The sequence below is a fragment of the Pseudorhodoferax sp. genome (assembly GCF_047601025.1).
Classification (GTDB): Bacteria; Pseudomonadota; Gammaproteobacteria; order Burkholderiales; family Burkholderiaceae_C; genus Pseudorhodoferax.
The window spans coordinates 550,304-574,985 of the sequence record NZ_JASGJZ010000001.1 but is presented as its reverse complement, the minus strand read 5'-3'; the positions used below and the strand labels follow the sequence as shown (position 1 = coordinate 574,985).

General features: G+C 71.0%; 21 protein-coding genes and 1 tRNA gene. 9 read left to right on the top strand and 13 right to left on the bottom strand.

The genetic code is table 11. The features are described from left to right. Window positions 1–219: 219 nt before the first annotated feature. Together QM782_RS02745 and QM782_RS02740 are read right to left on the bottom strand one after the other, a co-directional pair. Complete coding sequence (locus tag QM782_RS02745) at window positions 220–1,209, bottom strand: Bug family tripartite tricarboxylate transporter substrate binding protein (RefSeq protein WP_415201404.1); 990 nt, start codon at window positions 1,207–1,209, stop codon at window positions 220–222. A 73-nt stretch (window positions 1,210–1,282) separates the two neighbouring features. Then, window positions 1,283–2,425 carry an acyl-CoA dehydrogenase family protein gene (locus QM782_RS02740; RefSeq protein WP_415201403.1) on the bottom strand — a complete coding sequence of 381 codons (1,143 nt, stop codon included), beginning with the start codon at window positions 2,423–2,425 and terminating at the stop codon, window positions 1,283–1,285. Window positions 2,426–2,622: 197 nt separating this feature from the next. On the opposite strand from QM782_RS02740, the gene QM782_RS02735 reads away from it, so the two are divergent. From QM782_RS02735 to QM782_RS02720, 4 genes are read left to right on the top strand one after another with little or no spacing between them, the layout of a single operon-like run. Then, window positions 2,623–3,801: a thiolase family protein gene (locus QM782_RS02735; protein WP_415201402.1), complete on the top strand. Its 1,179-nt coding sequence runs from the start codon at window positions 2,623–2,625 to the stop codon at window positions 3,799–3,801. Between the two features lie 31 nt (window positions 3,802–3,832). Continuing rightward, window positions 3,833–4,600, top strand: a complete 768-nt coding sequence (locus tag QM782_RS02730) for an SDR family NAD(P)-dependent oxidoreductase (protein ID WP_415201401.1) — start codon at window positions 3,833–3,835, stop codon at window positions 4,598–4,600. A gap of 39 nt (window positions 4,601–4,639) precedes the next feature. Then, on the top strand, window positions 4,640–5,404 hold the full coding sequence (locus QM782_RS02725; RefSeq protein ID WP_415201400.1) for a crotonase/enoyl-CoA hydratase family protein: 765 nt from the start codon (window positions 4,640–4,642) through the stop codon (window positions 5,402–5,404). A 40-nt stretch (window positions 5,405–5,444) separates the two neighbouring features. Next, window positions 5,445–7,109 carry a long-chain-fatty-acid--CoA ligase gene (locus tag QM782_RS02720; RefSeq protein WP_415201399.1) on the top strand — a complete coding sequence of 555 codons (1,665 nt, stop codon included), beginning with the start codon at window positions 5,445–5,447 and terminating at the stop codon, window positions 7,107–7,109. A gap of 48 nt (window positions 7,110–7,157) precedes the next feature. Here QM782_RS02720 and QM782_RS02715 read toward each other — a convergent pair whose 3' ends face one another. The 6 genes from QM782_RS02715 to ureE all read right to left on the bottom strand — a co-directional run bounded on the left by QM782_RS02715 (window position 7,158) and on the right by ureE (window position 11,017). Further along, on the bottom strand, window positions 7,158–7,940 hold the full coding sequence (locus QM782_RS02715) for an IclR family transcriptional regulator (protein WP_415201398.1): 783 nt from the start codon (window positions 7,938–7,940) through the stop codon (window positions 7,158–7,160). A gap of 108 nt (window positions 7,941–8,048) precedes the next feature. Further along, window positions 8,049–8,136: transfer RNA gene (locus QM782_RS02710), tRNA-Ser, on the bottom strand. An 18-nt stretch (window positions 8,137–8,154) separates the two neighbouring features. Further along, complete coding sequence (ureG, locus tag QM782_RS02705) at window positions 8,155–8,826, bottom strand: urease accessory protein UreG (RefSeq protein WP_415201397.1); 672 nt, start codon at window positions 8,824–8,826, stop codon at window positions 8,155–8,157. Window positions 8,827–8,833: 7 nt separating this feature from the next. Continuing rightward, window positions 8,834–9,517, bottom strand: a complete 684-nt coding sequence (locus QM782_RS02700) for an urease accessory protein UreF (protein WP_415205570.1) — start codon at window positions 9,515–9,517, stop codon at window positions 8,834–8,836. Then, window positions 9,514–10,332, bottom strand: a complete 819-nt coding sequence (locus QM782_RS02695) for an SHOCT domain-containing protein (protein WP_415201396.1) — start codon at window positions 10,330–10,332, stop codon at window positions 9,514–9,516. The genes QM782_RS02700 and QM782_RS02695 overlap by 4 nt, the downstream gene beginning before the upstream one ends. Window positions 10,333–10,405: 73 nt before the next feature. After that, window positions 10,406–11,017, bottom strand: a complete 612-nt coding sequence (ureE, locus tag QM782_RS02690) for an urease accessory protein UreE (protein ID WP_415201395.1) — start codon at window positions 11,015–11,017, stop codon at window positions 10,406–10,408. Between the two features lie 477 nt (window positions 11,018–11,494). On the opposite strand from ureE, the gene QM782_RS02685 reads away from it, so the two are divergent. Next, a complete protein-coding gene (locus tag QM782_RS02685; RefSeq protein WP_415205569.1) occupies window positions 11,495–13,465 on the top strand; it encodes a TonB-dependent receptor in 1,971 nt (656 codons plus the stop codon). A 68-nt stretch (window positions 13,466–13,533) separates the two neighbouring features. Here the strand turns inward: QM782_RS02685 and QM782_RS02680 are convergent, their stop codons facing one another. The 4 genes from QM782_RS02680 to QM782_RS02665 all read right to left on the bottom strand — a co-directional run bounded on the left by QM782_RS02680 (window position 13,534) and on the right by QM782_RS02665 (window position 16,601). Then, window positions 13,534–15,252: an urease subunit alpha gene (locus QM782_RS02680; RefSeq protein WP_415201394.1), complete on the bottom strand. Its 1,719-nt coding sequence runs from the start codon at window positions 15,250–15,252 to the stop codon at window positions 13,534–13,536. Window positions 15,253–15,254: 2 nt separating this feature from the next. Continuing rightward, entirely contained in the window at window positions 15,255–15,560 is a 306-nt protein-coding gene (locus tag QM782_RS02675) for an urease subunit beta (RefSeq protein ID WP_415201393.1), read from the bottom strand. A 128-nt stretch (window positions 15,561–15,688) separates the two neighbouring features. Then, window positions 15,689–16,282: a HupE/UreJ family protein gene (locus tag QM782_RS02670; RefSeq protein ID WP_415201392.1), complete on the bottom strand. Its 594-nt coding sequence runs from the start codon at window positions 16,280–16,282 to the stop codon at window positions 15,689–15,691. Window positions 16,283–16,298: 16 nt separating this feature from the next. Then, window positions 16,299–16,601 (bottom strand): urease subunit gamma, encoded by a 303-nt coding sequence (locus QM782_RS02665; protein ID WP_415201391.1) that lies wholly within the window; start codon window positions 16,599–16,601, stop codon window positions 16,299–16,301. A 75-nt stretch (window positions 16,602–16,676) separates the two neighbouring features. Between QM782_RS02665 and QM782_RS02660 the strand changes: the two genes are divergently transcribed. Beyond that, complete coding sequence (locus QM782_RS02660) at window positions 16,677–20,126, top strand: ATP-binding protein (RefSeq protein ID WP_415201390.1); 3,450 nt, start codon at window positions 16,677–16,679, stop codon at window positions 20,124–20,126. Next, window positions 20,107–21,102, top strand: a complete 996-nt coding sequence (locus QM782_RS02655; protein WP_415201389.1) for a response regulator — start codon at window positions 20,107–20,109, stop codon at window positions 21,100–21,102. The genes QM782_RS02660 and QM782_RS02655 overlap by 20 nt, the downstream gene beginning before the upstream one ends. A gap of 7 nt (window positions 21,103–21,109) precedes the next feature. On the opposite strand, the gene QM782_RS02650 is transcribed toward QM782_RS02655, so the two are convergent. Beyond that, window positions 21,110–21,868, bottom strand: a complete 759-nt coding sequence (locus QM782_RS02650) for an FTR1 family protein (RefSeq protein ID WP_415201388.1) — start codon at window positions 21,866–21,868, stop codon at window positions 21,110–21,112. An 89-nt stretch (window positions 21,869–21,957) separates the two neighbouring features. Between QM782_RS02650 and QM782_RS02645 the strand changes: the two genes are divergently transcribed. Continuing rightward, entirely contained in the window at window positions 21,958–22,290 is a 333-nt protein-coding gene (locus tag QM782_RS02645; RefSeq protein WP_415201387.1) for a hypothetical protein, read from the top strand. Window positions 22,291–22,558: 268 nt separating this feature from the next. Beyond that, entirely contained in the window at window positions 22,559–24,682 is a 2,124-nt protein-coding gene (locus QM782_RS02640; protein ID WP_415201386.1) for a TonB-dependent receptor, read from the top strand.

The window sequence follows — 24,682 nt, the reverse complement described above, 5'->3', positions numbered from 1 at the left end:
GCCGGCGCAAGAGGAGGACAGCGGGGGCGGCCGAGGGGGTGGGCGGGTGCGGGCATGTGCCCGGGATTCTAGAAAGCGCGCGGCGCGCGCCCGTGTAGGAGCCTTCCTATGCCGGTGTCGGAGAAGCGCGGCGGGGCCGGCGGGTTCCCGCCCAGGCGCGCGGTACGCCGACGGTGCGCATGCCGCGGCGGCTGGCCGGCGGCCGTGCCGCGCCCTCGCTCAATTGATGGTGATGCCGGCCGACTTCACCACCTGCTTCCAGTGCTCGGCGTCCTTGTCCATCTGGGGCTTGAAGTCCTTGGGCAGCGAGCCCACCGGGATCAGCCCCATGTCCAGCAGGCGCTGGCGGACGGCGGGCGACTGGACGATGGCGGCCACTTCCGCCCCCAGCTTGTCGACGACGGCCTGCGGCGTCTTGGCGGGCACGAACAGGCCGAAGAAGCCGTTGGCCTCCAGGCCGGAAATGCCGGACTCGGTCATGGTCGGCACGTTCGGCAGCGCGGGGTGGCGCTGGGCGCCCGCGACCGCCAGGATGTTGACCTTGTCGGACTTCAGGTGCGGATAGGCCGTGGTGGCATCGACCAGCGCGAGGCTGACCTGGTTGCCCAGCAGGGCGGCCATGAGCGGGCCTGCGCCCTGGTAGGGGACGTGCACCATGTCGATGCCGGCCTGCTGCTTGAAGCGTTCGCCGTTCATGTGCGAAGAAGTGGCGTTGCCGTAGCTACCGTAGCTGAACGTGCCGGGTGCGGCCTTGGCCTTCTCGATGAACTGCTGGATCGTCGTGATGCCGGAGCTGCGCGGCACCATCAGCATGTCTGCCGACTTGGCGATCTGCGAGACGGGCGTCAGGTCGGAGAGCTGGTAGGGCACGTCCTTGTACAGCCACGGGATCTGGATCAGCGTGGTGATGCCCAGCAGCACCGTGTAGCCGTCGGCGGGCGCCTTGGCCACCGTGTTGTAGCCCAGGATGCCGCTGGCGCCGGGCTTGTTCTCGACCACCACCGGCTGGCCCCAGCGGGTGTTGAGCTGCTGCCCCACCAGGCGCGCGATGATGTCGGTGCCGCCGCCCGGCGGGAACGGCACGATCATGCGGACCGGTTTGGAGGGGTAGTTGTCGGCGGCCAGGGCGCCCGTGCTCCAGGTGCCGGCCAGGGCGAGGGAGGCCGCGCCCATCAGGCGGGCCAGGCTGCGGCGGCGGGTGATGTTCATGGTCATGTGCATGTCTCCGTCGGAATGGATGCGTTGAGGGAAGGGGAAGGTGCAGGCGGCAGAGGGTGTGCGTTCAGAGCGTGCGCGCGATGATTTCCTTCATGATCTCGTCGCTGCCGCCGTAGATGCGGCCCACGCGCGCGTCGGCCCAGGCACGGCCGATCTGGTATTCGCTCATGTAGCCGTAGCCGCCGTGCAGTTGCAGGAACTCGTCGAGCAGGCGGTTCTGCAGCGCCGTGGCATTGAGCTTGGCCATGGCGGCGCGCTCGGGCGAGAGCGCGCGGTGCAGGTGCAGCGCGATGCAGTCGTCGACGAACACGCGCAGCATCGTGGCCTGGGCCTTGGCCTCGGCGAGCTTGAAGCGCGTGTTCTGGAATTCGAACACCGGCTGGCCGAAGGCCTGGCGCTCGCGGGTGTAGTCGATGGTCCTGTGCAGGAAGGCCTCGATGGACATGGCCGCGCGCACGGCCACCACCAGGCGTTCCTGCGCCAGCTCGTGCATCAGGTACTTGAAGCCCTGGTTCTCCTCGCCGAGCAGGTGGTCCGCCGGCACCCGGACGCCGTCGAAGAACAGCTCGGACGTGTCCTGCGCCAGCAGGCCGATCTTCTCCAGCTTGCGGCCCTTGGAGAAGCCGGGCGTGCCGTCCTCGACCACGATCAGCGACACGCCCCTGGCGCCCAGCTCGGGCGCGGTCTTGGCGACGACGATGACCAGTCCGGCGTTGATGCCGTTGGTGATGAAGGTCTTCTGCCCGTCGACGACGTAGTGGCCGCCGTCGCGTCGCGCCGTGGTGCGCACCGACTTGAGGTCGCTGCCGGCGCCGGGCTCGGTCATGGCGATGGCGCCGATCAGTTCGCCGGCCGCCATGCGCGGTAGCCAGCGGTCCTTCTGCGCGGTGCTGCCGTAGCGGTGGATGTACGGGGCGACGATGTCCGAGTGCAGCGCGAAGCCCAGGCCGCTGGCGCCGGTGCGGGCGGTTTCCTCGATCAGTACGGCGGCATGGCCGAAGTCCCCGCCGCCGCCGTAGGGCTCGGGCAGCATGGTGTTGAGCAGCCCCTCGCGGCCGGCCTTGCGCCACACGTCCTTGGGCACGATGCCGGCGCGCTCCCATGCGTGGTGGAAGGGCACGACCTCGTTCTCGAAAAAGCGGCGCACCTGCTCCCGGAACAGCTCATGGTCTTCGCGGTAGACGGTGCGTTGGATCAGGTCTTTCATAGGCGTCTCACGGGTGGACGGAAGACTGGCACGCAGCACATACCATCCTGGTGGATTTTGGATCAATAGTCTCGAAAAACTAATTTTTCGAAGTGTGTTCTGAATTTTGTGGGCCAATATATAGGGAAAACACTACGTATGATTCATTTTTCGATAGTCTAAGATGAATTTTTCGGAACAAATGGACCATTAAGCAGATGAACACACCCGTCATCGTCGATGCCATCCGCAGCCCCATGGCACGGGCCAAGTCCGACGGCGCACTCGCCCAGGTACATCCGGTGGACCTGCTGTCGCAGGTGCTGGAACAGCTCGTCGCGCGCAACCGGCTCGACCCCGCCACGGTGGACGACGTGGTGTGCGGCTGCGTCAACCAGATCAGCGAGCAGTCGGGCACCATCGGCCGCATGGCCTGGCTGGCCGCCGGCCTGCCGGCGCACGTGCCTTCGACCACCATCGACCGCAAGTGCGGCTCCAGCCAGCAGGCGGTGCACTTCGCGGCCCAGGCGGTGATGGCCGGCGTGCAGGACATCGTGGTCGCCTGCGGCGTCGAGTCCATGAGCCGCGTGCCCATGGGTTCGGCGCGCATGGGCAAGAGCATCACCGGCCCGCGCCTCGATGCGCTCTATCCCGGGCTGGTGGGCCAGGGCGTGTCGGCCGACCTGGTGGCCGCCAAGTGGGGACTGGACCGCCGGCAGCTCGACGAATACGCGGTGCGCTCGCACCAGCGCGCCCACGCCGCGCAGTCGGCCGGCCAGTTCGCGCGCGAGATCGTCGGCATCGACACGCCGGCGGGCCGCGCCACGGCCGACGAAACCATCCGCCCCGGCACCACGGTGGACAAGCTGGCCGGGCTCAAAGCCGTGTTCCAGAACGACGAGTTGTCCGCGCGCTTTCCGCAGATCGGCTGGCACACCACGGCGGGCAACGCCTCGCAGATGACCGACGGCGCCAGCGCCATGCTGATCATGAGCGAGCAGCGCGCCGAGCAGCTCGGCCTGCGCCCGCGCGCGCGCTTCGTCGCCTTCGACGTGGTGGGCGACGACCCGCTGTACATGCTGACGGCGCCGATTCCCGCCACGCAGCGCGTGCTGGCCAGGGCCGGCATGCAGCTTGGCGACATCGCCCACTACGAGATCAACGAGGCCTTCGCCTCGGTGCCGCTGGCCTGGCAGAAGGAGCTGGGCGCGGACGGCGAGCGCCTGAACCCGCGTGGTGGCGCCATCGCGCTGGGCCACCCGCTGGGCGCCTCGGGCATCCGCCTGATGACGACCATGCTGCACGCCCTGGAGGACAGCGGCGGGCGCTACGGCCTGCAATCCATGTGCGAGGCCGGCGGCATGGCCAACGCCACCATCATCGAAGTGCTGCGCTGAGCAGCGGACGAACCATCCCTGAAGGAATTCCATGAAGTTGCAAAAAGGAATGACCGCCCTCGTGACCGGCGGCGTCTCGGGCCTGGGCGAAGCCTCGGCCATCCAGTTGCTCGAACGCGGCCTGAACGTGGTGGCCGTGGACCTGAACGACGAACTGGGCGCCGCCCTGGAGAGCAAGTACCAGGGCCAGCTGCGCTACGTGAAGGCCGATGTGGCCGACGCCGGCCAGATGGCCCAGGCCGTCGCGGCGGCCGAGCAGTTCGGCAACCTGCGCGCGCTGGTGCACTGCGCTGGCATCGGCGGGCCGATGCGCGTGCTGGAGAAGGACGGCAGCCCCGGCTCGCTGGAGAAGTTCAGCAACATCGTGCGGGTCAACCTGGTCGGCAGCTTCAACGTGCTGCGCCTGGCCGCCGCCACCCTGGCGCGCAACGAGCCGGTCGATGGCGAGCGCGGCGCCTGCGTGCTGACCGCGTCGGTGGCCGGCTACGAAGGCCAGATCGGCCAGATCCCCTATGCCTCGTCCAAGGCCGGCGTGATCGGCATGACGATCTGTGCGGCGCGCGATCTCTCGACCAAGCTGATCCGCGTGTGCACCATCGCCCCGGGCCTGTTCGACACGCCGATCCTGGCCAAGCTGCCCGAGAACGTGCGCCAGTCGCTCGGCGCCATGGTGCCGCACCCCGCGCGCCTCGGCCACCCGTCGGAATTCGCGCTGACGGCCCTGCACGTCCTGGAGAACCCCATGCTGAACGGCGAGACGATCCGCCTGGACGGCGCCATCCGCATGCAGCCCCGCTGACGGGCTCCGGCCCCCTTCGACGACGAGAGAACACCTGCCATGACTTCCACCGTACTGGTCGATGTGCGCGACAACGTGCAGATCATGACGCTGAGCAACCCCGAGGCCCGCAATGCCGCCACGCTGGAAATGAGCGAGGCCATGGCCGCGGCGCTGGACGAGCTGGACGCCAACCCGGCGCTGCAGGTCGGCATCGTCACCGGGGCGGGCGGTACCTTCTGCGCCGGCATGGACCTCAAGGGCTTCCTGGCAGGCAGGCTCCCGACCCTGCCGGGCCGGGGCTTCTGCGGCCTGGTGCAGAAGCCGCCGCAAAAGCCGCTGATCGCGGCCGTCGAGGGCTATGCATTGGCCGGCGGCTTCGAGATGGTGCTGGCCTGCGACCTGGTCGTGGCGGCGCGCAACGCCAGGTTCGGCCTGCCCGAGGTCAAGCGCGGCCTGGTCGCGGCCGCCGGCGGCCTGCCGCGCCTGCCCAAGCGCCTGCCGTACTACATCGCCATGGAATACATCCTGACCGGCGACATGCTCGATGCCGAGCGCGCCCACGGCCATGGCATGGTGAACCGCCTGGCCGAGCCCGGCCAGGCCCTGGACGCGGCGCTGGAGCTGGCCCAGCGCGTGGCCGCCAACGGCCCGATGGCGCTGATCGCCAGCAAGCGCGTGGTGCAGGAGTCGGCCGACTGGCCGCAGTCCGAGATGTTCGAACTCCAGCGCGCCATCACCAACCCGGTGTTCGCCTCGCAGGATGCGCGCGAGGGCGCAGCCGCCTTCGCCGAGAAGCGCAAGCCGGTGTGGAAGGGCATCTGATCAGCAAGCACCGGACCGCCGGTCCCTACGAGGCAATCGCATGACGGTTTCGCATCCTCCCCATTGGCCGAAGGGCGTGCCCCTGGAGCTGCGCGTTCCCCAGGTCACGCTGGACGACCACCTCTACGTGGCGGCCCGCCGCTACCCCGACAAGCCCGCCATCGTCTTCGGCGGCGCGAGCATCGCCTACGGGTCGCTGCTGGCCCAGGTCGAGGCGCTGGCGGGCTACTGCCAGCAGCGCCTGGGCGTCGCCCACGGCGACCGCGTGCTGCTGCAGAGCCAGAACTGCCCGCAGTTCGTGGTCGCCTGCTACGCCCTGTTCCGCGCCGGCGCCGTGGTGGTGCCGGTCAACGCCATGACCACCGCCCACGAGCTGCGCCACTACGTCGAGGACAGCGGCGCGCGCGTGGCCATCGTCGCGCAGGAACTGGTGGCCAGCGTGCAGCCCTGCATGGACGAAGGGCTGCTCGGCGCCGCGCTGGTCCATGCCTACAGCGACGTGCTGCCGGCGCAGCCGGTCGACCCGCTGCCCGATGTGGTGGCGGCGCCGCGCATGCCGCTGCCGGCCGGCAACTACCACGGCTTCCAGGCCGCCGTCGAGGCCGGGCTGGCGCCCGCCCCGCGCACCGCCGGGCCGCACGACCTGGCCATCATTCCCTACACCTCCGGCACCACCGGCCATCCCAAGGGCTGCATGCACACCCACGCCACGCTGCAGGCGCCGGTGGTGTCCGCGCTGGTCTGGCGCGGCATCCATGTCGACTCGACCAGCCTGGCCGTGGCGCCGATGTTCCACATGCTCGGCCTGCAGGCCGGCATGAACACGTCGATCATGTGCGGCGGCACGGTGGTGATGATGCCGCGCTGGGATCCGCTGCTGGCCGCGCGCCTGATCGAGCGCCACCGCGTCACGGCCTGGACGGCGCCGCCCAGCATGGTGATCGACCTGCTGGCGCAGGCCGATGCGCACCGGATCGACCTGTCCAGCCTGGCGCTGCTGGCCGGCGGCGGCGCGGCCATGCCCGAGGCCGTCTCGGCCACGCTGAAGGAGCGCTTCGGCCTGTCGTACAACGAGGCCTACGGGCTGACCGAGACCGCCGCCTTCCTGCACGCCAACCCGCTGCAGCACGGCAAGCGCCAATGCCTGGGCATTCCGACCCAGAGCGTGCATTCGATGGTCGTCGACCCGGAGACGCTGCAGGAGCTGCCGCAGGGCGAGGTGGGCGAGCTGGCCACCAGCGGCCCGCAGGTGATGCTGGGCTATTGGCGCAACGAGGAGGCCACGCAGCAGGCCTTCTTCGAGCACCAGGGCCGCCGCTACTTTCGCACCGGCGACCTGGTCTCGGTCGACGAGGAGGGCTACTACTTCATGCGCGACCGCCTCAAGCGCATGATCAACGCCTCGGGCTACAAGGTCTGGCCCGCCGAGGTGGAAGCCATGCTCTACGCCCACCCGGCCGTGCAGGAGGCCTGCGTGATCGGCGTCGAGGACGCCCGGCGCGGCGAGACCGTCAAGGCGCTGATCGTGTGCAAGTCCGGCGCGGGGCCGGTCACCGAGGAGGACATCATCGCCTGGAGCCGCGAACAGATGGCCGCCTACAAGGTGCCGCGCATCGTGGAGTTCGTCGCGCAGCTGCCCAAGTCCGCCACCGGCAAGATCCAGTGGCGCGCCTTGCAGGAGGAAGGCAAGGCGCAGCGCTCCTGAGCGCGCTGCCTTGCCGGACCAGAGGCCAGCGCTGGCGAGTCCGCATCGTCACGACACGCCCGACGAGCCCACCACGCCTTCCACGGAGCGCACCAGCGTCTGCAGCCGCGGGCCGAGTTCCGCGTCCCACTTGTCGTTGAGCGGGCTGAAGACCGGCAGGGTCAGCGAGAACACCCAGTGCTCGCCATCGATCGGCTGCGCCATCGGCACGGCGATCGAGTTGATGTCGCGGTGCAGGTCCTGGTGGCTGCGGCAGAAGCCCCGCTGGTCGAGGTCGCGGCGCGCATCGGCGAGCCGCTCCACCAGCCTGTCGGCGCGCTCGGGCGCCTGGGCGCGCAGGTCCCGCAGGTAGGCGTCCAGTTCCCGCGGCGGCAGCTTGAGCAGATAGGCCCGGCCGGTGGCCGTGCGCGGCAGCGAGATCTGCACTCCCTCCTCGGGGCGGAACGCGGAATTGCCCATGCCATTGGCCAGTTCCACCAGGCACAGCTGGTGCCGGTAGCCCACGGCCAGCTGCACCTGCCCTTCGGTCAGGTCTGCCAGCGCCTGCATCTGCGGACGGGCGAACTGGCGCAGGGCCAGCCGCGTGAGCACCGGCGAGGACAGGTTCAGTAGCCCGATGCCGGGCACGTACTTCGACAGCCGCTCCGAATAGCGCAGCAAGCCCAGTTCGCACAAGGTGTCGACGAGCCGAAACAGCGTGGGCTTGGGCAGCCCGGTCAGCTCCATCAGCTCCTTGCTGCTGCGTTCCTGGCACTTGTTGGAAAAGCACTGCAGGATGGAGATGCCTCGCACCAGCGCGCTGACCAGTTTTCCATCCGTGTCCGAACTCACATCAACCTCTCGACTGCTTTGGCCCGCAGGCCGCTTATCGGGAAGCCGTGCCGGCACGTGGGGAAGGGCCCATGAAAAAGGCCCCATGCGCGGGGCCGTTTCCTTGCCTGGCGGAAGCGGTGGGATTCGAACCCACGAACCCTTGCGGGTCGCCGGTTTTCAAGACCGGTGCATTCAACCGCTCTGCCACGCTTCCGGCAGGCGCGGATTCTACTCAGGCGCCCTGGCGCAGCAGGCCGCGCTCCTCGATGAAGCGCACCACCTCGTCCAGCCCCGCGCGCGTGCGCAGGTTGGTCATCACGAAGGGCTTGAGCTGGCCGCGCGCGTTGGTGCGCATGCGGCGCGTATCGGCCTCCATGACGGCCAGGTCCGCGCCGACGTAGGGCGCGAGGTCGGTCTTGTTGATCACGAACAGGTCGCTCTTGGTGATGCCGGGGCCGCCCTTGCGCGGGATCTTCTCGCCGGCGGCGACGTCGATCACGTAGATCGTGAGGTCCGACAGCTCCGGGCTGAAGGTGGCGGCCAGGTTGTCGCCGCCGCTCTCGACGAAGACCACGTCGGCGTCGGGAAAGTCGGCCAGCATGCGGTCGATCGCCTCCAGGTTGATCGAGGCGTCCTCGCGGATCGCGGTGTGCGGGCAGCCGCCGGTCTCCACGCCCATGATGCGCTCGGCCGGCAGCGCGCCGCTGACGGTCAGGAGGCGCTGGTCCTCCTTGGTGTAGATGTCGTTGGTGATCGCGACCAGGTCGTAGCGTTCGCGCATGGCCTTGCAGAGCATCTCCAGCAGCGTGGTCTTGCCGGAGCCGACCGGGCCGCCGATGCCCACGCGCAGCGGCGGTAGGGGTTTGGTGCGGTGCGGGATGTGGTGCAGGGCGGTGGTGGTCATGGCAGGTTCAGGATCGGAACAGGCGGGAATACTGGGTTTCGTGGCGGGCCGACAGGATGGCCAGCATCGGGGCGAAGGCCTGCTGCGCGCCGGCCGGCACGGCGATGGCCTGCTCGACGGCGGCCGGGATGGCCTGGGCCAGCCGCTGCAGCATGCGCTGGCCGGCGCTCTGGCCCAGCGGCACGGCCTTGACGGCCGCGGCCACCATGTTCTCGGCCCAGCCGAAGGCGTAGGCCAGGCAGGCCTCGCGCGGCGCGGCGCCGGCGCGGGCGGCGGCGAAGGCGAAGGCGACCGGGTAGCTGGGCGCCAGGCCGGCGAAGGCCGCGGGCGCGTCCGGGTGCTGCAGCTTGAGCCATTCCAGCAGCGACCGGCCCATCTGCTCGGTCTGCAGCACGAACTCGGCGGATTCGCGGGTGCAGAGCATCCAGCGGTCCAGCGCGGCGATGCGCGCGGCATCGGCCTGCGCCCAGCCGTCCACGGCCTGCGCCAGCACGGCCAGGTCGCCGCGCGCCAGCGACAGCTGCAACTGGTCCAGCAGCCAGGCGCCGGCCTGCGGCTCGCCGTCGGCCAGGCCGGCGTCCACGGCCGCCTCCAGCGCCTCGGAGTAGCTGAAGCCGCCGACCGGCAGCGCCGGCGAGGCCAGCCAGATCAGGCCGAGCAGCGTGGCGGGGGCGAGGGCGAGCGGGTTCAGAGGCGGCCCAGCAGTTCGGTCTTCTTGGCCTGGAACTCGGCCTCGTCCAGCACGCCCTTGGCGCGCAGCTCGGCCAGGCGCTCGATCGTGGCGAAGACGTCGCTGCCCGCGGCGGCCGGTGCCGGCGCGGCTGCGGGCATGGACGCATACGCCGGGGCGGCCGCGGGCGCCGGCGCCTGCCCGTCCACCGAGACCACCGGCAGGCTGGCCAGGTCCACCGTGCCGTACTGGCTGGTGAAGGCCAGCAGGCCGCTGCCGGACTGCTGCTGCGAGACACCGCCGATCTGGTGGTCCAGCGTGTCGTAGATGGTCACGTGGCCGCCGGTGTCGATGGCCAGGCGCCGGGCCTGCGCGAAATAGGCGTAGCGCTGGCCGTTCTGCGCGCCGGTGCTGTTGGGCCAGCGCAGGCTGGGGCCCCACCAGTCGGGCGGCGGCGGGGCGAACAGGCCGCTGCCGCCGGTGTCCGCGGCGGGCGCTGCGTAGCTGCCGTGGTACTGCTCCTGCCCGTTCTGGGACTGCGACTGGAAGCTGCCGGTCTGCACCAGCCCGGGCTCGCGGGCGACGAGGTCGGACAGCGCCAGGCACAGGCTGTCGACCCGGGTCTTCAGCGCGTTGTTGAACATGTCCGACACCATGGTCATGCCGCCGCGCATCCATTGGCCGGAGCCGGCGAACTCCGGGTGGCTGAACTGGGCCATGCTGCCGTTGCCGCGGACCACGGCGTCCAGCATCGCGAGCGCGGCCTCGGTGCTGACGCCGTGCCGGCGCGCGATGTCGTCGATCGCCTGCTGGCCGGCGGGGGTGAGTTGTCGCATGGAGGAGCCTCGTGCTGCGGAAATGAAAAGGGGCGGATTCTGGCAGCCGGCGCGCGGCGCGGCCGTCGGACGGCTACTGCTGGTGGCCGTGCCCGTGCGGATGGGCGTGGTGTTCGTGGTGGTGGCCGTGGTCGTGCTGGTGGGCCGGCCCGCCGTGGGAGGCGTGCGCATGGTCGTGGCCATGCTCATGCTCATGTTCATGCGCGTGGCCGTGCTCGTGCCCATGCCCCTGCGCGCCGTAGGCGCCGCCCTCGGGCTCGAAGGCCTCGACCGACGGCGTCACGATCAGGTGCATGGCGCGCAGCATGTCGGCCAGCACGTGGTCGGGCTCGATCTTCAGGTGGTCGGGCTGCAGCTCGATCGGCACGTGCCGGTTGCCCAGGTGGTAGGCCGCGCGGGTCAGGTCGAACGGCGTGCCGTGCGCGGTGCAGTGCGTGATCCGGAGCACGTCCTGCGGCGCGGCGAGCACGCGGACCAGCGAGCCGTCCTCGGCCACCAGCACGTCGCCGCCGCGCACCACGCTGCCGCGCGGCAGGAACACGCCGATCTGGCGGCCGAGGGAATCGACGGCGTCGAAGCGGCTTTTCTGGCGGATGTCCCAGTCCAGTTCGATCGTGGCGGCGCGCTTGAGCAGCACGGGTGCGAGGCCGGCGCCCCGGGGCATGAGTTTGCTGGCGGTGAGCATGGTGGTTGCAGTGGCGTGGAAGAGGGGTGGTCGACCGAGGGTTATAACCTCATGTGGCGAGGCGGGAATCGGACCGGCCGCGAAGTGCTTGTGCATGACGCGCGCCTGGCCATGCCGGACGTGGCGGCCGGCCCTCGGGCCGAAGCCGGCTGCGCGCAGGGGATCCGCGGGCAGGCCGTGCGCCGCTGAGCGTCCGGCCGGCGGCCGTTGCTCCGCCAGCAGGGCATGCCGTGCGCCATCGGCCCGGCCGTGACCCGTCGTCCGACATCCGCGCCGTTTCTGCGATGGCGCCCGCCGTCGCCCGGCCAGCCAGGCGTTCGCGCCGAGCCAGCCAGCGCATTCCCGCCCGCCCTGTCTCATGGATCATCGACGCCCCAACCGAATCGCCGCCGCGCTGCTCGCGGCATGCGCCGCGCCCGCGGCGCTTTCCCAGGCCGCACTTGCCCAGGCCCGCTTGCCCAGGCCCGCTTGCCCGAGGTGCGGGCCCAGGGCAGCCAGGACGCTGCCTACAACCCCGTCGAATCCACCAGCGCCACCAAGATCGACGTGCCGCTGCGCGACGTGCCGCAGACGGTGAACGTGGTCACGCAGGAGCTGATGCGGGACCGCGGCGTGCGCTCGATCGAGGACGCCGTGAAGGCCGTGCCCGGCGTGAGCCTGTCGCATGGCGACGGGCAGCGCGACCAGGTGCTGATCCGGGGCTTCCGCGCGCTGGGCGACCAGTTCGTCGATGGCTTCCGCGACGATGCGATGTACTGCCGCCACCTGTCCAACGTGGCGCAGATCGAGGTCATCCAGGGGCCGGCCTCGGTGCTGTACGGGCGCGGCTCCCCGGGCGGCATGATCAACCGCATCACCAAGAAGCCCGGCATCGACAGGAGCGAGGTGGCCCTGCAGCTCGGCCGCTGGAGCCAGCGCCGCGGCGAGTTCGATATCGCCCGCAACGTGAGCGACACCGTGGCGATCCGCCTGACCGGCGCCGTGGAGCGCGCGGACGGCTTCCGCGACCAGCAGTTCCTCGAGCGCGAGGCCATCGCCTCCTCCATGCTGCTCAGGTGCGGCCCCGACACGCGGCTGCTGCTGCAGGCCGACTACCTGCACGACAAGCGCGTGACCGACTGGGGCATTCCCGCGTGGCAGGGCCGTCCGATCGACGTGGCGCCCGGCACCTACTACGGCGCCGCGAACGCGCGCGACGCGGACACGGCGACCTCGACGGTCAGTTCGGGCGGCGCCACGCTGGAGCACCGCTTCAACGGCGAATGGTCGATCCGCAACGCGCTGCGCTACTACGACTACGAGCTCGACCGCTACATCACCTCCGCCGGCGCGGTGTCGCCCGACGCGAACCTGGCGCTCTACCCGTCGGGCTTCAAGGTCGCGCGCAGCCGCCAGGAGCACGGCCTGTTCAACCCGACCGAGCTGACGCAGAAGGCCACGCTGGGCGGCATGGCGCACCAGATCCTGTACGGCCTGGAGCTGGGCAAGCAGGACCGCGGCCAGGTCAGCCGCTCGGGCAGCGCCACGCCGGTCGACGCCTACCGCCCGGTCTCGCCGGTCGCCAACCCCACGCCGACGGTGAGCGCGGGCGGCACCAGCACCGGCGGCAGCAGCGTCGCCGCCTACGTGCAGGACCTGATCACGCTCTCCAGCCACTGGAAGGCGCTGCTGGGGCTGCGCTACGACGCCTTCCACCAGAAGGTGGACGTCGCCGCCATTCCCAGCCGCACCGACACCGCCTGGAGCCCGCGCGCGGGCCTGGTCGACCAGCCCACGTCCATTCAGTCCTACGACGTCTCGGTGAGCCGCTCGTTCCAGCCGGCGGGCGAGAACGTCAACCTCACGGCGGGCAACGGGACCACCGAGCCGCAGAAGACCACCAGCCCGGAGATCGGCGCCAAGATCGACCTGCTGGACGGCCGTGCCACGGCCACGGCGGCGCTGTTCAACCTGGAGCGCGCCAACATCGTCACCGGCGACCCGGCCAACCCCAGCGTGGCCATTCCGGTGGGCATGCAGCGCACCAACGGGCTGGAGCTGGCGCTGGCGGGCGACCTGCGCGAGGGCCGGCGCGTCTCCGCCGGCTACGCCTATCTGGACGCGAAGATCAGCCGCTCGCTGAACCCCGCCGTGCAGGGCAAGGCCGCCACGCCGACGCCCCGCAACAGCGCCAGCCTCTGGCTGACCAAGCAGCTCGCCCATGGCCTGCAGGCCGGCGCCAACTACGTGGCCGCGCGCTATGCCGACTCCACCAATGCCACGACGCTGCCCGGCTACGTCACCGTGGATGCCATGGTCGCCTACCGCTTCGACAGGTTCGACCTGCAGCTGAACGTCCACGACCTGTTCGACCGCAGGTACATCGCCTCGGCGCACGGCAGCGTCGCCAATTCGCTGCTGCCCGGCGCGCCGCGTTCGGCCATGCTGAGCGCGCGCTACACGTTCTGACGGCATCCGCGGCCCGCGGCCGCGGGCCGGGCGCCGGCGGCCGCCGCGGGTTGCGGGGCGCCGGTGCACTAGAACAGGAAGTAGCGCTGCGCCATCGGCAGCACCCTGGCCGGCTCGCAGGTCAGCAGCTGCCCGTCGGCGCGCACCGCGTAGGTCTGCGGGTCGATCTCCATCACCGGCAGGTAGCCGTTGTGCACCAGGTGCTGCTTGCGCACCTGGCGGATGTCCTTCACCGCGCTGAGGGGCTTGGCCAGGCCGTAGCGTTCCTTCACGCCGGCGGCCAGCGCGGCCTGCGAGACGAAGGTCAGCGAGCCGCGCGCCACGGCACCGCCGAAGGCGCCGAACATCGGCCGGTAGTGCACCGGCTGCGGCGTGGGGATGGAGGCGTTCGGGTCGCCCATCGCGGCCAGCGCGATGAAGCCGCCCTTGAGCACCAGCGCCGGCTTGACGCCGAAGAACGCTGGCTTCCAGAGCACCAGGTCGGCCCACTTGCCGACCTCGACGCTGCCGACCTCGTGGGCGATGCCGTGCGCGATCGCCGGGTTGATCGTGTACTTGGCCACGTAGCGCCTGGCGCGGAAGTTGTCGTTGCGCGCGCCGTCGCCGGGCAGGGCGCCGCGCTGCGCCTTCATCTTGTGCGCGGTCTGCCAGGTGCGCAGCACGACCTCGCCGACGCGGCCCATGGCCTGGCTGTCGGAGCTCATCATGCTGATCGCGCCCAGGTCGTGCAGCACGTCCTCGGCGGCGATGGTCTCCTTGCGGATGCGCGATTCGGCGAAGGCCAGGTCCTCGGCGATGCCGGCGTCCAGGTGGTGGCAGACCATCAGCATGTCCACGTGCTCGTCCAGCGTGTTCACGGTGTACGGCATCGTCGGATTGGTCGAGGAGGGCAGGAAGTTGGCCTCGCCGACCACGCGCAGGATGTCCGGCGCATGGCCGCCGCCGGCGCCCTCGGTGTGGAAGGCGCAGATGCCGCGGCCCTTGGTCGCCGCGATGGTGTTCTCGACGAAGCCCGACTCGTTCAGCGTGTCCGAGTGGATCGCCACCTGCACGTCGGTGGCGTCGGCCACGGCCAGGCAGTTGTCGATCGCGGCCGGCGTCGTGCCCCAGTCCTCGTGCAGCTTCAGGCCGATCACGCCGGCCTCGACCTGCTCCAGCAGCGCGCCGGGCAGGCTGGCGTTGCCCTTGCCGAGGAAGCCCAGGTTCATCGGGAACGCATCGGCGGCCTGCAGCATGCGCGCGATGTTCCAGGGGCCGGGCGTGCAGGTGGTGGCGAAGGTGCCGGTGGCCGGGCCGGTGCCGCCGCCCAGCATGGTGGTGACGCCGGAGGCCAGCGCCTCCTCGATCTGCTGCGGGCAGATGAAGTGGATGTGGCTGTCGATGCCGCCGGCCGTGACGATGGCGCCTTCGGCCGCGATGATCTCGGTGCCGGGGCCGATCACGATGTCCACGCCGCTCTGCACGTCCGGGTTGCCGGCCTTGCCGATGGCGGCGATGCGGCCGTCCTTCAGGCCGATGTCGGCCTTGACGATGCCCCAGTGGTCCAGGATCAGCGCATTGGTCAGCACGCAGTCGACGGCCCCCTGCGCCCGCGTGCGCTGCGACTGGGCCATGCCGTCGCGGATGGTCTTGCCGCCGCCGAACTTGACCTCCTCCCCGTAGCCGCCGGCGCGCAGCGTGTAGTCGTCCTCGACCTCGATCACGAGGTCGGTGTCGGCCAGGCGCACGCGGTCGCCGGTGGTCGGGCCGAAGATCTCCGCATAGGCGCGGCGGTCGATGGTGGCCATGGTCAGAGCTTTCCTTGCACCAGTCCGCGAAAGCCGTGGACCGTGCGGTCGCCGGCGTAGTCCACCAGTTCCACGGTGCGCTGCTGGCCGGGCTCGAAGCGCACGGCCGTGCCCGAGGCGATGTTCAGCCGCATGCCGAGCGCGGCCGCGCGGTCGAAGTCCAGCGCGCCGTTGGTCTCGGCGAAGTGGTAGTGCGAGCCGACCTGGATGGGCCGGTCGGCGGCGTTCTTCACGAGCAGCGTGAGCGTGCGGCGGCCGGGGTTCAGCGCGTGGTCGCCGTCGTCGGTGATCAGTTCGCCGGGGATCATGGGCTCAGAAGGTGTGAATGAATCGATCGCATCCCGGCCCACAGGGCGAGGCCCTGGGAGCACGCGTGATGCGAGAAGCAGGCGGTCATCGGGTCGCGCGTGGGTGTGAGCGGTTCGTTCACGCCTTTTCAGGCCAGGCGCAGCAGCAAGGTGGCGCCGAACAGCGCGACGGCCGCGCCGGCCAGCCGCGGCAGCGCGGCGGCGCGTTCGCGCAGCAGCCAGCCGATGGCGATGCCGGCGCCGTGCAGCAGCGCCGTGGCCAGCACCATGCCGGCGATGGCGGCCGTGCCGGCCAGCTCGGTGCCGTGCGCGATGCCGTGGAACAGCGCGAACGTGCCGACCAGCACGGCCGCCACCGGCCCCGGCAGGTGCAGCCGCGTGGCCGCCAGCAGGCCGATCACCAGCAGCGAGGCCGCGATCATCGGTTCCACCGCCGGCAGCGCGAGGCCGGCCCGGCCCGCCAGCGCGCCGGCCAGCAGCATGGCCGCGAAGCCCAGCGGCGCCCAGAGCAGGTCGCGCGGGCGGCGCGCGGCCAGCGCGCTCCACACGCCGACGGCCAGCATCGCGGCCAGATGGTCGGCGCCGGTCAGCGGGTGCAGCAGGCCGGCCGCGAAGCCGTGGTGCGCGCCGGCGTCGGCGCCGGTGTGGGCGGCCGCCAGCAGCGGCAGCGCGGCCAGGGCGGCGGTGGCGGCAAGGCGCAGGGGACGCTTGGTGTCGGGCATGGTGTCTCCAGGGGGGTCAGACGATGGGCTGGTGCACGGTCACCAGCTTGGTGCCGTCGGGGAAGGAGGCCTCGACCTGGATGTCGGGGATCATCTCGGGCACGCCCTCCATGACGTCCGCGCGCGCCAGCACGCCGCGGCCTTCGCTCATGAGCTGGGCCACGGTCTTGCCGTCGCGCGCGCCTTCCATCACGGCGGCCGAGATCAGCGCCACGGCTTCGGGGTAGTTGAGCTTGAGGCCGCGGGCCCGGCGGCGCTCGGCCAGCAGGGCGGCGGTGAAGACCAGGAGCTTGTCCTTCTCGCGCGGTGTCAGTTCCATCGGGCCATTCTCCAGCAAGGGCCGTGCCCGCCCAACCCTTGCCAGCCGGGCGTGGCATGAAAGCTGCGCAGCCCCGTGGCCGTGCACGACGACATCCCCGCCCCCGACAAGAGCGCGCCGCAGCGCATCGTGAAGGTCCGGCGCGACTACAACGACTGGGTCGCGCGCGAGACCATGGAAGACTACGCGCTGCGCTACACGCCGCAGCGCTTTCGCAAGTGGTCGCCCTGGCGCGTGGCCAACACCGCGTTCGGCGCGGCCTCGTTCCTGATCCTGGAGGCCGTGGGCGCCACGCTGCTGGTGCAGTACGGCTTCGTCAACGCCGTGCTCGCGATCTGCGCCACCGGGCTCATCATCTTCCTGGCCGGCCTGCCGATCAGCGTCTACGCGGCCCGCTACGGGCTGGACATGGACCTGCTGACGCGCGGCGCCGGCTTCGGCTACATCGGCTCGACCATCACCTCGCTGATCTACGCGAGCTTCACCTTCATCTTCTTCGCGCTGGAAGCGGCCGTGATGGCCTACGCGCTGGAGCTGGCGCTGGGCATCCCGCCGAGCTGGGGCTACCTGGTCTGCGCGCTGGTCGTGGTGCCGCTGGTCACGCACGGCGTGTCGGCCATCAGCCGGCTGCAGCTGTGGACGCAGCCGCTGTGGCTGGTCATGCTGGTCGTGCCCTTCGTCTACGTGCTGATGCTCGATCCCGGTGCGTTCGCGGGCATCGTGCACTATGTTGGTGACAAGGCCACGCACCCCGGCTTCAGCCTGCCCCTGTTCGGTGCGGCGCTGACGGTCGGCATCGCGCTGATCACCCAGATGGGGGAGCAGGCGGACTACCTGCGGTTCATGCCGGTGCGCACGCCGGCCAACGCGCGGCGCTGGTGGTTCGGCGTGCTGGCCGGCGGGCCGGGCTGGGTGGTGCTGGGCGTGGTCAAGATGCTGGGCGGGGCGCTGCTGGCGTACCTCGCGATCAGCCACATGGTGCCCAAGGAGCGCGCGGTGGACCCGAACCAGATGTACCTGGCGGCCTACGAGTACGTGTTCCCGCACCTCGGCTGGGCGGTGGCGGCCACCGCCGTGTTCGTGGTCGTCTCGCAGCTCAAGATCAACGTGACGAACGCCTACGCCGGCTCGCTGGCCTGGTCCAACTTCTTCTCGCGCGTCACCCACAGCCACCCGGGGCGCGTGGTCTGGGTGCTGTTCAACACGCTGATCGCGTTCATGCTGATGGAGATGAACGTGTTCCAGGCGCTGGGCGAGGTGCTGGGCCTGTACTCCAACCTGGCCATCGCCTGGATCATGGCCGTGGTGGCGGACCTGGTCGTCAACAAGCCGCTGGGCCTGTCGCCGCCGGGCATCGAGTTCAAGCGCGCCCACCTGTACGACATCAACCCGGTGGGCGTGGGCGCGATGGCGTTGGCCTCGCTGCTGTCGATCACCGCCTACCTGGGCGCGTTCGGGCCGCTGGCGCAGGCATTCTCGGCGCTGATCGCGATGGGCACGGCCTTCGCGGCGGCGCCGCTGATCGCCTGGTGCACGCGCGGGCGCTACTACATCGCCCGCCAGGCGCAGGCCGGGCCGGCGCCCGCGCTGCAGCGCTGCGTGATCTGCGAGCGCGACTACGAGGGCCCGGACATGGCCCACTGCCCGGCCTACCAGGGCCCGATCTGCTCGCTGTGCTGCACGCTGGACGCGCGCTGCGGCGACCTGTGCAAGCCGCAGGCCGCGCTGGCCTGGCAGTGGTCGGCCGCGCTGCGCTGGCTGTTGCCGCGGCGCATCTGGCCCTACCTGGACACGGGCCTCGCCCACTTCCTGCTGCTGATGCTGGCGGTGGTGCCGGCGCTGGCGGCGGTGTTCGGCGTGCTCTACAGCCAGGAGACGGCGGCCGCCGGCACCGGCGGCGCCGAGGCGCTGCTGCGCTCGGGCTTCCTCAAGGCCTACCTGGCGCTGCTGCTGGCGGCCGGCATCGTGGCCTGGTGGTTCGTGCTGGCGCACAAGAGCCGCCAGGTCGCGCAGGAGGAATCGAACCGCCAGACCCACCTGCTGATGCGCGAGATCGCGCTGCACCGCGAGACCGACGCCGCGCTGCAGCGCGCGCGCCAGGTCGCCGAGGACGCGCGCCGCCAGGCCGACCAGGCCAACCAGGCCAAGAGCCGCTACATCAGCGCCATCAGCCACGAGCTGCGCACGCCGCTCAACAGCATCCTGGGCTACGCCCAGCTGATGGGCGAGGACGCCGCCGTGCCGCCGCACCGGCGCCATGCGGTGCAGGTCATCCAGCGCGGCGGCGAGCACCTGCTGCAGCTCATCGACGGCACGCTGGACGTGGCGCGCATCGAGGCCGGCCGGCTCACGCTGAACATCCGGCCCATGGCCTTCGCCGACGCGGTGCACGAGGTCGCCGCGATGTTCGAGCTGCAGGCCGCCGCGCGCGGCCTGGCCTTCCACTTCGAGCCCGAGGGCCAGCTGCCCGAGTTCGTGCGCGCCGACGAGCAGCGCGTGCGCCAGATCCTGATCAACCTGCTTGGCAACGCCATCAAGTTCACGGCCGCCGGCCACGTGCGCCTGCGCGTGCGCTACCAGCGCGAGATGGCCACGCTGGAGATCGCCGACAGCGGCCCCGGCATCGCGCCGCAGGCGCTGGAGCGCATCTTCGAACCCTTCGCGCGCGCCGGCGCGCCGGGCCAGCCGGCCGCCGGCGGCGCCGGCCTGGGCCTGACGATCGCCAAGATGCTGACCGACCTGATGGGCGGCGAGCTGACCGCCGCCAGCACCCTGGGCCAGGGCTCCACGTTCAAGGTGCGTCTGTTCCTGCCCGAGCTGTACGGTGCCGCCGCGCGCCCGGCCGCTGGCGCCGCGCCGGTGCGGCGCGGCTACGCCGGCGAGCGCCGCCGCGTCCTGGTCGTCGACAACGAGGAGGCCGACCGCGAGCTGCTGGTGCACCTGCTGGAGCCGCTGGGCTTCGCGCTGCGCACGGCGGCCAGCGGCCACGACTGCCTGGACCTGCTGGTCGCCGGCTACCGCCCGCACGCCATCCTGATGGACCTGGCCATGCCCGGCATCGACGGCTGGGAGACCATCCGCCGCGTGCGCGCGCTGCTGCCCGGCGCGGCGGTCCAGCCGCGCATCGCCATCGTCTCGGCCAACGCCTTCGACAAGGGGCTGGAGAACGACGCCGGCATCCGGCCGGAGGACTTCATGGTCAAGCCGGTGCGCTTCGCCGAACTGCTGGACTGGCTGGGCCGCCAGCTCGGCCTGCAGTGGCTGGAGGCGCCGCCGCCCGCGCCGCCGGCGCCTTCGCCCCCGCCGGATGCGCTGGCCCGCCCCGACGCCGCCGGCCTGGAGGCGCTGCGCCGGGCCGTGGACCTGGGCTTTCCGCGCGGCGTGCTGAACGCGCTGGACGCGATCGAGCGCAGCCAGCCCGAATGCGCCGCCTTCGTGCAGCCGCTGCGCGCGCTGGCCCGACAATTCGACTTCGAGGCCATGAGCCGCCTGCTTGCCGACGCCGATGCCCGCCGACCCGCTTGACCAGACCCTGGACCGCGCCAACAGCGACGTGGTGCTGATCGTCGACGACGTGCCCGACAACCTGGCCATGCTGCACGACGCGCTGGACGAATCCGGCTACGCCGTGCTGGTCGCCACCAGCGGCGAGATGGCGCTGCAGCGCGCGGCCCAGGCCGTGCCCGACGTGGTGCTGCTGGACGCGATGATGCCGGGCATGGACGGCTTCGAGGTCGCGCGGCGGCTGAAGGCCGCGCCGGCCACGGCCCACATCCCCGTGATCTTCATGACCGGCCTGACGGAGACCGAGCACCTCGTCGCCGCGCTGGCGTGCGGCGGCGTGGACTACGTGACCAAGCCGATCCGCCCGAAGGAGGTGCTGGCCCGCATGCAGGTGCACCTGGCCAGCGCGCGCGAGCGCCGCCAGGCCCGCAACGCGCTGGACGCCTTCGGCTACGCCAGCATCACGGTGCGTGCCAGCGACGGCCGGCTGATGTGGCAGACCGCGCTGGCGCGCGAGCTGCTGCAGCGCTACTGCGGCGGCCCGGTGCCGGCCGGCGGCGGCAGCCTGGCGCCGGTGGTGGTGCTGGACTGGCTGCGCGCCCACCTGGCCGCGGCGCAGCAGCAGATCGAGCCGCCGCCGCTGGCCATCGAGCACGGCGCGCGCCGCCTGACGCTGCGGCTGCACCAGCAGACCGGCGACGGCGAGGGCGAAGGCGGCGGCGACTGGCTGATCGTGATGCGCGAGGAATCGGACGCCGCCGTGATCGAGGCGCTGTCGCTCTCGCTCGCCCTGACCGCGCGCGAGGCCGAGGTGCTGTACTGGCTGGTCAAGGGCAAGACCAACAAGGACATCGGCGACATCCTGGGCGCCAGCCCCGCCACCGTGAAGAAGCACCTGGAGCGCGTCTACGTCAAGCTCGGCGTGGAGACGCGCACGGCCGCGGCCACGGTGGCGATGCAGCGGGTGCGGCCGCTGCAGCCGCAGTTCCGGGCCTGAAGCGCGGCTACGACGGCGCGCGCGCGGCGGACTCGCCCCACCAGCGCCGCGCGGCGACGACCACCGGCCCGACCATCGCCAGCGCGCACAGGTAGCCGTAGGCGCGCTGGCCGGGTTCCAGCAGGCCGGCCAGCCGCGCCGGCAGCCCGGGCGTGTCGCCCTGCGGCAGCGCGGCCAGCAGCTGGCCCAGGCCGCCCAGCGCCAGCTGGATGGCCAGCAGGCACAGCAGCAGCGACGACAGCCGGAACAGCGCCAGCAGCGGCACGCGCGAGGCGATGCTGCGGAACGCCAGCGCCACCAGCGCGGCTGCGGCCAGCCCCAGCACCGCGCCCGCGGCGAGCCGCGGCAGGCTTTCGGCCGCGGCGGCGGCGTGCAGGAAGATACCGATCTCCAGCGTCTCGCGCAGCGCCGCCAGCGCCAGGAACACGGCGACGATGGCCGGCGCGGCGGGCGAATCGATCGCGTCCTGCAGCCAGCGCCCCACGTGGTGGTCGATCGACAGCCGCGAGGACAGCATCGCGCTGGCCATGCCCAGCACGGACAGGCCCAGCGCCACCGACAGCACGGCCTGGGTGCGCGTGCTCCAGGAGAACGCGGCCAGCGCCACCGCCAGGGCGGCGCCCAGCACCACGCCGGCCGCCGTGCCGCCGCGCAGCCAGGGCAGCAGGTCGTGCCGCCGCGCGCGCACCAGGCAGGCCCGGGCCGTCCAGGCGATCAGCATCAGTTCGGCGCATTCGCGCAGCACCAGGAAAGCGGGCTCAAGCATGGCGGCGTGCCGGCTCCTCGAATGAAAACGATTCCCAGGAAGTGTATCTGCCGCTCTGCGACACTCGCCCGTTCCTCCGTTGCAACCGCATGCCCGTGAACGATCAGGAAATCTTCGGTGTCATCGACCGCGCGGTCGACAACTTCAACGGCAATCTCGACGAGCTGGAGAGCGCCATCGGCATGCTGATCGTCGGCCGGCAGTACGGCTGGCGCGTGATCATGCTGATCCACAGCCCCGGCACCGTGCGCAAGTACTGCAAGATCCTGAACATCAAGCACCTGCGCGAGCTGCTGCCCGAGGTCGGCGTGCTGGCGCACCGCTCCAACGCCTGGCGCCTGGTCGAGGGGACCGAGAACTTCTGGAAGGCCGTGCGGGGCCAGATCCGCGGCATCCGCACCACGCGCGCCGAGAAGTCCTGACCGGTAGCACTCCAAAGGCCACTCGGGAAGACGAACACCGCGGAATCACGGCTGTTCATCGGGCACATCAGTAGTACTTGACAGTACTACTGATGTGCCCCTACATTGGCGCCCGTCTGAAAATCGTTCTCATTCGAGGTGCCGGTTCGCGGCGCCTCGGACGGGGACGCAGAACGCTGGCGCGGACGACGCGCCGTCCGATTCCCTCCTTCCTTTCGCCGCGTCACCCATGCCTCACCTGCAGCACGTTCCCGTGTCCCGCACGGCCTTGCGCCGACGTCCCGCCGCGCTCGCCGCGCAGTTGCTGCTCGCGGCCGGCGGCCTGGCGCTGCCGCCGTCCTCGGCGCTGGCGCAGGCCGGCGCATCGCTGCCGGCCGTGACGGTCAAGGAAGAGCTCGACAAGGGCTACGCGGCCACGCGCAGCACCACCGCCACCAAGACCGACACGCCGCTGATCGACACGCCGCAGTCGATCTCCGTCGTCACGCAGGAGCAGATCCGCGACCAGGGTTCGCAGGGCCTGGCCGAGGCGCTGCGCTACGTGCCCGGCGTCGGCTTCGCGCAGGGCGAGGGCAACCGCGAGACGCCGATCTTCCGCGGCATCGTCACGACGGCGGACTTCTACATCGACGGCGTGCGCGACGACGTCCAGTACTACCGCGACCTGTACAACATCGAGCGCGTGGAGGTCTTCCGCGGCCCCAACGCCATGATCTTCGGCCGCGGTGCCACCGGAGGCCTGATCAACCGCGTTTCCAAACAGGCCCACTGGACGCCGCGGATCGGCGGCTCCGTGACGCTGGGTTCGGACAGCAACAAGCGCATCGCGGTCGACCTGAACCGGCCGATCGGAGAGAACCTCGCGTTCCGGCTGAACGCCATGCACGAGGACTCGGACAGCTACCGCGACAGCGTCTGGCTGCGCCGCACGGGCGTCAATCCCACGCTGTCGTGGAAGGCCACGAACCGCACGCTGGTGACGGCCGGCTACGAGCATTTCCGCGACGACCGCATCGCCGACCGCGGCATCCCTTCGTTCCAGGGCCGGCCGGTGCGGACCGACGCCTCGACCTTCTTCGGTAATGCGTCCGGCAGCCCGACCTGGTCGCGCCTGGACGCCTTCAACCTGGCGGTCGAGCATGAGTTCGGCGGCGGCGCGGTGCTGCGCAACCGCCTGCGCGTGGCGGACCAGGACAAGTTCTACCAGAACGTATTCCCGGGTGCCGTCGACGCGACCGGCACCACCGTCACGATCGCCGCCTACAACAATGCGACCACGCGCAAGAGCGTGTTCAACCAGACCGACCTGACCTACAACCTGAGCGCCGGCGTCGTCAAGCACAAGCTGCTGGGTGGCGTGGAGCTGGGCCGCCAGGAGACCACGAACTTCCGCGAGACCGGGTATTTCCCCGGTGGCCTGACCAGCGTCGGCGTGCCGCTGGCGAACCCGGTGACGAACCTGCCCATCACGTTCCGGCAGAGCGCCACGGATACCGACAACGAGGGCACCGCCAAGGTCGCGGCGTTCTACCTGCAGGACCAGATCGAGCTCGGCCCGCAGTGGCAGATCATCGGCGGCGTGCGCGTCGACCATTTCTCGGCCGACGTCACCAACCGCCGCAACGGCCAGCGCTTCGAGTCTTCCGACAACCTCGTGTCGCCGCGCCTGGGCGTGATCTACAAGCCCCAGCCGAACCTGTCGCTGTACGCGAACTACAGCATCGCCCACCAGCCGCGCGCGGGCGAGCAGCTGGCGTCGCTGTCGGTGACCAACGCCGCGCTGGCGCCCGAGAAGTTCAAGAACTACGAACTGGGCGCCAAGTGGGAGGTGCGTCCCGACCTGGCGGTGACCGCCGCGCTGTTCCGGCTCGACCGGTCCAACGTCGTGATCCTCGACCCGACCGATCCGACCAACACGCGCACCATCCTCAGCGACGGCCAGCGCACCGAGGGCGTCGAGCTCGGCGTCAGCGGCAAGGTCACCGCGGCCTGGTCGGTGGCTGGCGGCTACACCTACAGCGATGCCCGGTTCATGGGCCGGACCGCGGCCACGTTGCGCCCGGACGGCGCCGTGGCGCTGGTGCCACGGCACACCTTCGCGCTGTGGAACCGCTACGACGTCACGCCGGCCTGGGGATTCGGCCTGGGCGTGATCCACCGCAGCAAATCGTTCGCGGCCAACGAGCTGGCCGTCGCCGCCTCCAACGTCGCGCTGGCGGGCTACACGCGCTTCGACGCCGCGGTGTTCTTCCAGGTCGACAAGAACCTGAGCCTGCAGCTCAACGTCGAGAACCTGTTCGACAAGGCGTACTACGCGAACGCGCACAGCAACACCAACATCACGCCCGGCTCGCCGCGCGCCTTCCGCGTGGCGCTGAACGCGGCGTTCTGA